This is a genomic window from Methylobacterium segetis, from assembly GCF_004348265.1.
GTDB classification, from domain to species: Bacteria; Pseudomonadota; Alphaproteobacteria; order Rhizobiales; family Beijerinckiaceae; genus Methylobacterium; species Methylobacterium segetis.
In genome coordinates, this window is record NZ_SMNT01000137.1 from 1 (window position 1) to 10,242 (window position 10,242).

The following is a 10,242-nucleotide window of genomic DNA, read 5'->3' on the forward strand; positions in this document are numbered from 1 at the left end:
CGAGGGCGGCCATGTCCGCGGGCAGCGGGCTCTCGAAACGCAGGGCCTCGCCCGTGCGCGGATGGGCGAAGCCGAGGAGCCCCGCGTGCAGCGCCTGCCGGTCCAGCGCCGCGAGCGCGGCCTGCGCGGGCTCGGGGAGCCGGGCCGCCTTCGTCTTGAAGGCGCTGCCGTAGACCGCGTCGCCGAGAAGCGGGTGGCCGCGATGGCTGAGATGGACCCGGATCTGGTGCGTGCGCCCGGTCTCCAGCCGGCAGGCGAGCAGCGCGACCTCGGGGCCGAGCAGGCCCTCGGTGCGGTAATGCGTGATCGCGTGCCGCCCCTCGCCCGCCCGCACCACGGCGATCTTCTCGCGGTTGCGCTGGCTGCGGGCGAGATTCGCCTCGATCGTGCCGTTGCGGGGCTCGGGCGCACCCCAGACGAGCGCCTTGTAGGCCCGCTCCAGCGGCCCGCTGCGCCCGTGATCGGCGAATTGCGCGGTGAGGCCGCGATGGGCGAGATCGTTCTTCGCCACGACGAGGAGGCCGCTCGTGTCCTTGTCGAGGCGGTGCACGATGCCGGGCCGGCGCACGCCGCCGATGCCCGAGAGGCTCTCCCCGCAATGGGCGATGAGGCCGTTGACCAGGGTGCCGCCCTCGTGGCCCGGCGCGGGGTGCACGACGAGCCCGGCCGGCTTGTCGATCACGATGAGGTCGTCGTCCTCGTGGACGATCGCCAGGGCGAAGGGCTCGGCCGCCGGCTCGGGCGCCGACGCCTCGGGCACCGCGACGGAGAGGCGGGTGCCCGGCGCGACCTTGAGGGCAGGGTCCCGCACCGTCTCGCCGTCCCGCCGCACGTGGCCCGCGCGCACGAGATCCTGCAGGCGCGAGCGCGACAGGTCCGGAAAGGCCGCCGCGAGGGCCTTGTCGAGGCGCCCCCCCTCCTCCTGCGCGACGACGGCCACGCGTTCCCCGGTCTCGTCCATCCTGTCCTGCAACGCTCGTCCCCACCCGATACCCGCGCAACGAAAAAGGCTCCCGACGGCCCTTGTGCCCGCGCCGGCACGTCGCTATACGAACGCCTCCCGACCGGAAAGCTCCCATCGTCTAGCGGTCTAGGACGTCGCCCTCTCACGGCGAAAACAGGGGTTCGATTCCCCTTGGGAGCGCCAGTTGGCTTTAAGCCACTGGGTCGGCTCAAGCTTCAGAAATCATTGTGCTTCTGGCAGAGCCTCCGCACCTCTGACTACGCCGCAGCCAAGAAGGCGCTCGCTCGGCTCCTCCCACGATTCTCTGCAGACTTTGAGGCCGCCGAGCGGGCGAAGCGCCGCGAGCCCATGAAGGTGGCCGCGGGCTCGGCCGTCACGCCCTCCCCTGCCGAGATCGCGCAGGACTGGCTCACGGCTCTGCTCTCGGAGGACGAGGCGGAACGCCGCGAGGGAGACCCTCGGCAGCAGTTCCAGACGGCGGAGGAGCGGGAGCGTCGGTGGCCCAACCTCGTAGGTGCCGAGGCGCGGCATCGGGCGGGACCTCGGGTCCGTCCAAGGGCTGGAACTTCAGGAGCAGCACGCCGCGTACGCCGAGGCTCTTGGGCGGTCTGATCCCGAGATCGCTGACGGCGAAGTGCGCGCATATCGGCCCCGGCGCCGGAGGTGTTCAGGCCGGCTTTCACCGTTTGGCCCGTCGCGTCGGCTAGGACGCCCGTGGCCGAGCGGCCAACCGTGCCCCAAACCTTGAACTCGGACCACACCGTGGTGGCCGATCACTGCGTTCGAGCTACCGCATCAGCGGCGATCTCGAACGAGCCGATGGCTGTGATGAGAGTGGCCATCTTGGCCCTGCAGCTATCGGCCCTAAGATGCACTCGCGAGCACCGCTTTTTCATTGATAGCCACACAGATACCACGTCGAAACCTTGACGGCCCAAATCGACACCCTTTGCTGACGAGATGTGATGACCACTCACGGGTCACGTCGTATGGCATGACTTTGTGCAACACATCTGTCGACTTTGTACAAAGCAGAATGCTGGTTCGGTCGGATCACTCGGCAATGGGCTGGCACGGTTGACGACAGTCACTGGCGAGGCGTTGGCCAAGGCGCCAGGATCGGTTCAGGATCGCAGCAAGGTGACGCCAGCGATTCATCCCTCGGAAAGAGAGTGGTCAACGTCCGCCAGTCGTCGACAGGGAGGTGGATCATGAAGATCGTCGTCATCGGCGGCACCGGCCTGATCGGCTCGAAGGCCGTCGCGATCCTGCGGCAGCACAGTCATGAGGTCGTCGCTGCCTCGCCGAAGGCCGGCGTCAACATCATCACCGGCGAGGGGCTCGACGAGGCCATGGCCGGCGCGCAGGTGGTGATCGACCTCGCCAACTCGCCCTCGTTCGAGGGCCGGGCAGTGCTGGAGTTCTTCGAAACCGCCAGCCGCAACCTTCTCGCAGCCGAGGCCGCAGCCGGCGTTCGGCACCATGTCGCTCTATCGATCGTCGGAATCGATCGGACGCCTGAGAACGACTACTTCCGCGCGAAGGTCGCGCAGGAGACGCTGATCGAGAGCGCCGGCATCCCCTACACCATCGTCCGCGCGACCCAGTTCCTGGAGTTCCTCAGCGCCATCGCCGCTTCCAGCGCGGATGGCGACGTGGTCAGGCTTTCGCCCGGCCTGTTCCAGCCGATCGCGGCGGACGACGTTGCCGCCTTCGTCGCCGATGCGGCGCTCGCCGAGCCGAGGAGCGGCATCATCGAGATCGCCGGCCCGGAACGGGCACCGTTCGACGAGATCGTCGCCCGCTACCTGAAGGCGGTCTGCGATCCGCGCGAGGTCGTGCGCGATCCTGAGGCCCGCTACTTCGGCGGACGCGTCGAGGAGCACTCTCTCGTGCCGCTGGGCGAGGCTCGCCTCGGCCGCATCGGACTGGACGAGTGGCTCCGATGGTCGCGGGCCGCGTGACGATCGAGGAAGCGCTGAAGCTGACTGGCAAGGAAGCTGTCTCCTACCACGCGCGCCTAACGGGAGCTTCCAACCGCCGGGCCAAAGCGCAGTTCGGGTTCGCGCCGCGAGCTCTCCTCTGGCACCCGCGGGAAATCGAGCTTTTCATCGGCAGGCTGGCGAAAACCGAGGCATCAGGCTTTCTCAGTAAATTTGAATATTGGGAACGGCTAGCAAACTGTCTTTTGCAAGAGAATGAAATAGGTGTTTGTAAGTATTTTTGAAAAACAATCGCTGGTGCGGGGAGGATTTGATGAATCTGGCCTACATCCGCTTGTCCGCCATCGCTGCGGCAGCGTGCTTCTTACCCTTCATGTCAAACTTGGTCGGAGGCAGTGATGCCGAGACCTCCCCGATTTTTGGTGTCGAGGTGCCTGCTGGCTACCGCGACTGGCGGCTGATCAGCGTTGCTCATGAAGCGGGCGACCTGGATGACCTTCGTGCCGTTCTCGGCAATGACATTGCGATCAGAGCATTTCGAGAAGGGACTCGGCCCTTCCCCGATGGGACGGTCATCGCGAGACTGGCCTGGAAGCATGTGCCGTCACAGGAAAACAACGCAGCATTCGGGCGAGAACAATCCTTCGTTCCAGGCGCCTCCACCAACCTCCAGATCAGTGTCAAGGATACGAAGAAGTACTTCGAAACAGGCGGCTGGGGGTACGGCCAGTTTGAAGGAGGCAAGGCCAACCGCAGTGAGGCTTTGATGAAGACGTGCTTCCCCTGCCACACTCAAACAAAGGCAGCAGATGATCTCGTTTTCACCCGCTATGCGCAATGATCGCCGCATGTCGGTTTCGGTATTCGGGGCCATATCTTGATTAAAATACGTGATGCAGGGCGCCGAGCTTCCGATACGGACCCCGATCCGTTTTCCCTTGGGCAGGCCCTCGCCCAGATGTTGGCTTATGAAAGCCGGGGATTCCACGAGCTCTGATGCCCCGCCGCAGTGACCGCTTCGAGAAGCGGTCCGGATCGGCTGGACGACGGCAATGAGCGCGAAGAGACGGTCCATAGGTGGCCGATGGCGGCCCCTCCGCTTCGGGGCGGACGGTATGGGGAAGCGGACGTTCAGCGCAGCACAGGTGGATGCCGTGAAGTCGACCTTTCCGGACCTTCCGCGTTTCAGCTCCGAACATCTGCTCCAAGACTGGAAGCGCACCGCGTCGAGATCCAACGAGCACGCTCTGCGTTTGCGCGCGGGAAAGGGGGCGTCGCGCCGGACCGTGCGGTGGCCTTGATCGCGCGGGTGCGTGCGATTGGCCTGGGGACCGATCCTTACGGGTCGCCCTTACCTCTGGCCGGCAGCCTCTAGGATGAGGTCCGCAATGGATTGCGGCTGCGAGATCAGGGACAGGTGGCTTGCCTTCAACTCGACCGTCTTCGCGTTCATGCGCTTGGCCATGAAGCGTTCGAGATCCGGGTTGATCGTCCGGTCTTCAGTCGAGACGGCGTAGAAGCTCGGCTTCGACCGCCAGGCTGCCTGGGTCGTCTTGCCCGTCAGCAGGGCCTTGCGGAAGGGCTGCTGGACGGCAAACAGCACCTTGGCCCTTTCCGGGGGTAGGTCGCCAGCGAAGTCCCTCAGGAAGGCCGCCTCGCTGAGACGCCCCTCGTCGCCGTCGAACACGATCCCGGCCGAGGCCGGCGGCGTCGGATAGGTCCTGGCAAGCGCCGTGTAATCCTCACCGGCCTCCGGCGCCCGTGCCGCGACGTAGACGAGTGCACTGACCTTGGGGTCGACACCGGCTTCCGTCACGATCATGCCGGAGAAGGAATGGCCCACGAGCACGGTCGGCCCTTCCTGCCGGGCCAGCACGCGTTGCGCGGAGGCGACCGCCTCCTCGAAGGTGGTGAGCGGGTTCTGCACGGAGGTGACGTTCAGGCCTGCCGCCTGCAGCTTCGGAATGACCTCCGACCAGCACGACCCGTCGGCGAAGAGCCCGTGCACGAGCACGACGTTGCGTGCCCTGGGTAGCTCCTGGCTCGACGCCGTGCCGGCGAGCAGAAGCGCCGCTGCGGTCGCGAAAAGGGCATGGTTCAAGCTTCGACGTGTCATCATGGGTGCGCCTCTCCGTCCAGGGGCTCCGCTACTGAAGGCTCGCTCCCGGTTCGATCGTCATCGCGAGAAGGATACGCCCGTCAGTTGCGCGCACGCGTCCAGGAGTGCGTTCTGGCACGCTCCGTCACGGGGGAGCGGGTCGGGCTGAGGAACGGGCAGGCCGGTCCTTTGCCTCTACCTCCTGCTGAGGTCACTTCCACGTCCAGCCTTGATGGGACGGTATGGCCGGCTCGGCGAGCCTGACGACTCGGACGCGAGCACGTCGCGGGTGCAATCGAGGCTGGCGCGTTTCTTCCGCGGGTCTCGAGGAACTTCGGGGATAGCCTCGCTAGCCCCGATCGTCGGTGAGAACAGGCCGCTCGCGATGGCGATGCCGCACCGTACCCTCACCCAATCTGGTGCGCAGGCCGAGCACCAGCGGAACCGTCGCGAGCGCCGTCAGAGCGGCGGCGGCCACGCCCGTGTTCTCGCCCAGCCGGTCGCCGAGCACGCCGTAGGCGATCGGCGCGAGGCCCCCTGAGCCGATCACCGCCGTGTAGAACAGGGCGAAGGCTCGGCCGGCTCCGCCCGCGGGCGCCAGCTCCGGCACCGTCCCGTACAGGACCGAGGAGGTGCCGTTCAGCACGATGCCGAGGACAGGCAGCAGCAGGAAGCAGGGGCCGAGGGGCAGCGCGAGCGTCGCCACCATCAGGAGCGCCGTCGCTGTCTCGGTCGCGACCACGCTCGGTACCACGCCGAACCGCTCCCCGAGCCAGCCGCAGCAGGCCTTGCCGAGCGCGCCGCCGGAGAAGATCAGGGCGAGACTCACCCCCACGGCCGTCTGCGCGCCGCCCTTCGCGTGGATCAGAAAGGGCAGGAACAGCAGATAGCCCATGCGGGTCGCAGTATCGAGCGCGCCGACGGCGAGGAGCAGGCGGAAGCCGGAGCGGTCGCCGCGCGAAGCACCCCCCGCCGTCGCCGCTGCGGCCCGCGGCGGGCGCCCGCGGGGCACGATCGGGAGCAGGGCGGCGGCTGCGACGAGGCCCACGAGGGCCATCAGGCCGGCGATCGGGCGCCAGGCGATCACCCCGAGGAGCAGCGCCACCGCCACCGGGAACACGGCCTTACCCAGATCACCCGCGAAATTGTAGATTCCGAGTGGCCCGCGCGCGTCCGCGCCGTAGGCCTCCGAGACGAGGAGCGAGGCGCGGGGATGCTGGAGGCTCGACCCGACGCCTGAGAGAACAAGCCCGGCGCACAGCCCGAACAGGCTGTCCGTCAGGCCCATGATCAGGAAGCCCGCCGCGGCGATGAGCGTCGACAGCGCCAGGGCGGCCCGGTTCGTCAGCCCGGCGGCGAGGCGGTCGGCCGGCACCTGAAGGCCGCCCATCGTCCCATAGTAGAGGCAGCGCATCAGGGCCAAGCCCGCATAGGAGAGGCCGAACTGCGCCTGCCAGACCGGCAGCAGGACGTAGAGCAGGTCGGTGTAGCCGTCGTGCAGGACATGGGCGAGGCACGCGCCGAGCAGCGCGCGGCGCGGTCGCCGCACGCCGTCGGTCACGGCGCTCGGCGCGGTCTGCGGAAGGGCCAGCGGCACGGCATTCCTCGTGAGAATGATCGGACGACGATGCAGACGCGGCCCTAAACCCGTGCGTTCTGCGCGAAAAGCACCTATCTCGTCGCGAGTGCCGTGCGTTTTCCTCACGGATCGAGGCATCGTATGCGCCGTCTGCCGCCGCTCAACGCCCTGCGGGTCTTCGAGGTCGCCGCGCGCACCGGGAGCTTCACGCAGGCGGGCGCCGAGCTCGGCCTGACCCACGGCGCCGTGAGCCGGCAGATCGGCGCCCTGGAGGATTGGTTCGGGCAGCGGCTCTTCGTGCGTGTCGGGCGCCGGATGGCCGCCACGCCCGCCGCCCGCGCCTTCGCGGCCGAGGTCAGCCTGTCGTTCGACCGGGTCATGGCCGCGGCCGAGGCCTGCGGGCGCCCGGAGGCGCGCCGTGTGCTGCGCGTCAGTGCGCCCTCGACCTTCGCGATGCGCTGGCTGATCCCGCGCCTCGACGCGTTCCGGATGGCGCGCCCCGAAGCGGATGTGAGCGTCACCACCACCACGACGCTGCACCAGGAGTTGCGCGGCGGCTTCGACCTCGCGATCCGGCGCGGGGCGGGTCCCTGGCCGTATCAGCGCGCCGTGCCGTTCCTCGACGAGGCCGACACCCTGATCGCGAGCCCAGCCCTGCTGGCGCGGCGCGCGCTCGCGGTGCCGACCGACCTCGGACGGCACGCCTTGCTGGCCACCGAGACGCGGCCGAACGACTGGGCCGATTGGCTGTCGGCGGCGGGCCTCTCAGACGGTCCGGCGACGCGGCGGCGCGTGTTCGACCATTTCTTCGTGACGCTCCAGGCAGTCGAGGACGGCCTCGGTCTCGGCATAGGGCCGTTCCCGATTCTCGACCGCAGCATCACGGCGGGCCGTCTCGTCGCGCCCTTCCCGGAAATCCGCGTAGCGCGCCCCGGCTACGTCGCACTCATACCTTCCGACACGGACAAGACGCCTTCGCTCCTGGCGCTGGTCGACTGGCTTGTGGCGGAGGGATCGAAACAAGCCGGCTGAAGGCGCACATGCTGCCCCGGCGCGAGCAGCGGTCCTTCGGAAATTCATGGAGGGTCAGGCTTGCTCGCAGGATTAGAGGTCGCAGACTTCCACGCTCCTACCTCGGCCATCCGGCCTGTGTCAGGGCGCCGACGACCAAGGCAGGCTCACAGGGAGCGTCGACGCCGACGTCAGCCGAATTCATCGCGGCAACACAGGAGCCGACGACGTCGACAACCCCGTAGTAGATCCGCAGCAATGACCGCGTCACAGAGGCAGCTCCGCTCGCTTGTGTGACGAGAATGGGCGCAAATCGGAACGGCTCGCATTGGCCGCAAATAGAAGGTCGGCTTTCGGGCAAGCCACAGGGCGAAGGCGACGTCCCACTTCGGCCAATGCCATTCCTAAGGCAAGCCTTCACAAGCGAAGTTCCGACAGGGCTTGAAACTTCAGCGCTTCCGCCGTTCCAGAATGTCAGGCAACCTGTGCGGAAAGAGACAGGCCGTCTCGTGGAGCGTGCCTTTATAACAAGGTCTATTGGCTCAGGTCGGACTTGTACTCACGCTCGTCGACACCTGTGTTCTGCTGCACACGTCCCTGGACTAGCGCCCGCTCGTCCACGACAGGGCCCGGTCCCTGCCCGGATTGCCATCGACGCGCACCCCTGTTGCCGTCGGTCAGCCTCGAACGGGCAGCCCCGCGCTAAACAGGATGTCGTAGGTCATCGGGTCGTAGAAGCGCATGAGCGTCTGCACGAAGTGCCGGACATCGACGCCCAGCGCCTGGGCCCAGGCCCGGTAGCGGTCCGGCGGGATGCGGCCGCGGCCCGTCTCGAGCTGCGAGATGAACGTGTAGTAATCGGCGCCGACCAACTGCGCGAGCTGCCGCTGGGAGAGGCCGCGCGCCTCGCGCAGCTCCTTCAGGTACCGTCCGCCTTCCCGGCGCAATCCCCGGACTTCCTCCGAATCCAGGTGCTGATGATGAGCGTACACGATGAGGCGCCTTCTGCTCGAGACGCGAAGCTTCAATCGATAGAGTGACGTCCATACAGGATTGCCTAGATTCCTGTCTACATCACCCGTCGATGCGGCCGATGCTTAGGGTGGTCTTGGTCGGAGAGCGCACGGTGCCCGACGATATGTTCACCTCCTTCTTCGATGCGATAAAATGCACGCTCCATGAGCGCCAGCCTCGGCTCGGCACGAAGGTCCCGGGCGCCGGCCGGGCACCGCCGCACGATTGATTGGCCACGAGGCTGACCAGGCTTTCGGAGTAGCGTGGCGATGGGCGAGGTGATCTCCTTCTTCCGGCCTGCTTCAACGACCCAGGGCGCGTGGTCCCCGCAGGAACTTGCCGAGTTCTATCGGGTCGAGGACGCCCTGATCCGGGCTGGGATGCGGATCACCAGCGAGCAGGGCTTGAGCGACGAGGCCGATCCCTGGTTCGTCTTCTGCCGCCCCGACGGCGACGCCATCATGCACTTCGCCCGGATCGACGGCAGCTACGTGGTGGCATCCGAGGTCTTGGACCACACGATGCGGGGGGGCGACTTCCGCACCCTCCTCGACGAGATCGCGGCCCAGAACCCGGAGCTGCTGCCGATTCGGCGGCGGGGCGCCGGCACCACGTTCGCGGTCCACCCGGCGGCCCTGCTGGCGGCCCTCGTCGCGGCGGCGGCCCTGACCCTCTACTCCGAAGACGCTTTCGCCGGTGATCTCGACACCACCGGGCGCATCATCCTCGTGCCGGTACCGCCGATTGTTGGAGGCGGTCACGCCACCCAGATCGAGGTGCCCCTGCAACAGGCATCCCGAAGTGGAAGCGAAGCCTCGAGCAGCGAAGGCCAACGCCGGCAGATTGAGGCCGTCCTATTCGCAGCGATGATGTTTGTCGCTCAGGCCGCCGCGGCGGAGGAATTGGATCAGCCGCAGGATCCGGCTCTTTTCGCGACTGAGCCGGGCCATTCGCTCGCGTCGCAGGCGACCCACGGTGATATGCCATCTCCCCTCGCCTGCGCGGCCGGCAGCGCGCGCGTAGAGGCGGGGGCGATACAGGCAAGCGTCTTCGGCATGGACGCCGAGCCTCGGAGGTCCGGGGGCGGAATACCCTCGAACCCCGAGCGCGCTGGCGTCACTCCCGCAAAACAGGCTGAGCCTGAGCTGGAAGGACCGGACCCGCTGAAGCTCGCGGGCGCGCACCGGCAAAGCCAGACAGACCCCGATGGCGCGAGCGCTCCGCATCGCCGCGAGGCCCACTCCAAGCCAGCCACAGCCTCGCACTCACCTGCTGACCCACCTCCTGCCGAGGCCGGAGGCGGCGATGGTGCGGCGGAGGCCAGGATCGAGGCGAAACGGGGCGGCGACACACCCAGCTCGTCGGAGAGCTTGTCGTCGCAGGACAAGTCGGGCTCAGGCAAGAAGGCCGATACCAACACGGCAGCCGAGGCGAGCCATGTGCCGTCTGGGCAGGCCACGAAGGCGTCGGACCTGGCCGACACCTCCGGCACGACAGCCGAGTCGAGCCACGCTCCGACTGGGCAGGCCAAGAAGTGGGCGGACGTGGCCGACACCTCCAGCACCCCGGTGGCGGTGAGCCTCGTACCACCCGGTCAGGCCACGAAGGCACCGGACGCGGCCGACACCTCCAG

The 10,242-nt window shown here is 67.5% G+C and carries 8 protein-coding genes, 1 tRNA gene and 1 pseudogene; 6 read left to right on the forward strand and 4 right to left on the reverse strand.

Annotated elements, in window-relative coordinates:
* A partial coding sequence (locus E1J50_RS23920; protein WP_132256392.1) for an RluA family pseudouridine synthase occupies positions 1 to 961 on the reverse strand: 961 nt, incomplete at its 3' end.
* A gap of 110 nt (positions 962 to 1,071) precedes the next feature.
* On the opposite strand from E1J50_RS23920, the gene E1J50_RS23925 reads away from it, so the two are divergent.
* The 4 genes from E1J50_RS23925 to E1J50_RS23940 all read left to right on the forward strand — a co-directional run bounded on the left by E1J50_RS23925 (position 1,072) and on the right by E1J50_RS23940 (position 3,748).
* Positions 1,072 to 1,147: transfer RNA gene (locus E1J50_RS23925), tRNA-Glu, on the forward strand.
* Between the two features lie 1,028 nt (positions 1,148 to 2,175).
* On the forward strand, positions 2,176 to 2,928 hold the full coding sequence (locus E1J50_RS23930) for an SDR family oxidoreductase (RefSeq protein ID WP_132256394.1): 753 nt from the start codon (positions 2,176 to 2,178) through the stop codon (positions 2,926 to 2,928).
* Entirely contained in the window at positions 2,910 to 3,191 is a 282-nt protein-coding gene (locus E1J50_RS28590; protein ID WP_245516726.1) for a hypothetical protein, read from the forward strand. Before E1J50_RS23930 ends, E1J50_RS28590 begins: the two co-directional genes overlap by 19 nt.
* 29 nt (positions 3,192 to 3,220) lie before the next feature.
* Positions 3,221 to 3,748 carry a cytochrome P460 family protein gene (locus E1J50_RS23940; RefSeq protein ID WP_132256396.1) on the forward strand — a complete coding sequence of 176 codons (528 nt, stop codon included), beginning with the start codon at positions 3,221 to 3,223 and terminating at the stop codon, positions 3,746 to 3,748.
* A 510-nt stretch (positions 3,749 to 4,258) separates the two neighbouring features.
* Here the strand turns inward: E1J50_RS23940 and E1J50_RS23945 are convergent.
* Both E1J50_RS23945 and E1J50_RS23950 read right to left on the reverse strand, forming a co-directional pair.
* A complete protein-coding gene (locus E1J50_RS23945) occupies positions 4,259 to 5,026 on the reverse strand; it encodes an alpha/beta fold hydrolase (protein ID WP_132256398.1) in 768 nt (255 codons plus the stop codon).
* 328 nt (positions 5,027 to 5,354) lie between these two features.
* Complete coding sequence (locus tag E1J50_RS23950) at positions 5,355 to 6,602, reverse strand: MFS transporter (protein ID WP_425374966.1); 1,248 nt, start codon at positions 6,600 to 6,602, stop codon at positions 5,355 to 5,357.
* Between the two features lie 123 nt (positions 6,603 to 6,725).
* On the opposite strand from E1J50_RS23950, the gene E1J50_RS23955 reads away from it, so the two are divergent.
* On the forward strand, positions 6,726 to 7,616 hold the full coding sequence (locus E1J50_RS23955) for a LysR substrate-binding domain-containing protein (protein WP_132256403.1): 891 nt from the start codon (positions 6,726 to 6,728) through the stop codon (positions 7,614 to 7,616).
* Between the two features lie 656 nt (positions 7,617 to 8,272).
* On the opposite strand, the gene E1J50_RS23960 is transcribed toward E1J50_RS23955, so the two are convergent.
* Positions 8,273 to 8,587 (reverse strand): helix-turn-helix domain-containing protein, encoded by a 315-nt coding sequence (locus E1J50_RS23960; RefSeq protein WP_132256405.1) that lies wholly within the window; start codon positions 8,585 to 8,587, stop codon positions 8,273 to 8,275.
* Between the two features lie 291 nt (positions 8,588 to 8,878).
* Here E1J50_RS23960 and E1J50_RS23965 point away from each other — a divergent pair.
* Positions 8,879 to 10,242: pseudogene (locus E1J50_RS23965) on the forward strand (hypothetical protein); the annotation flags it as partial.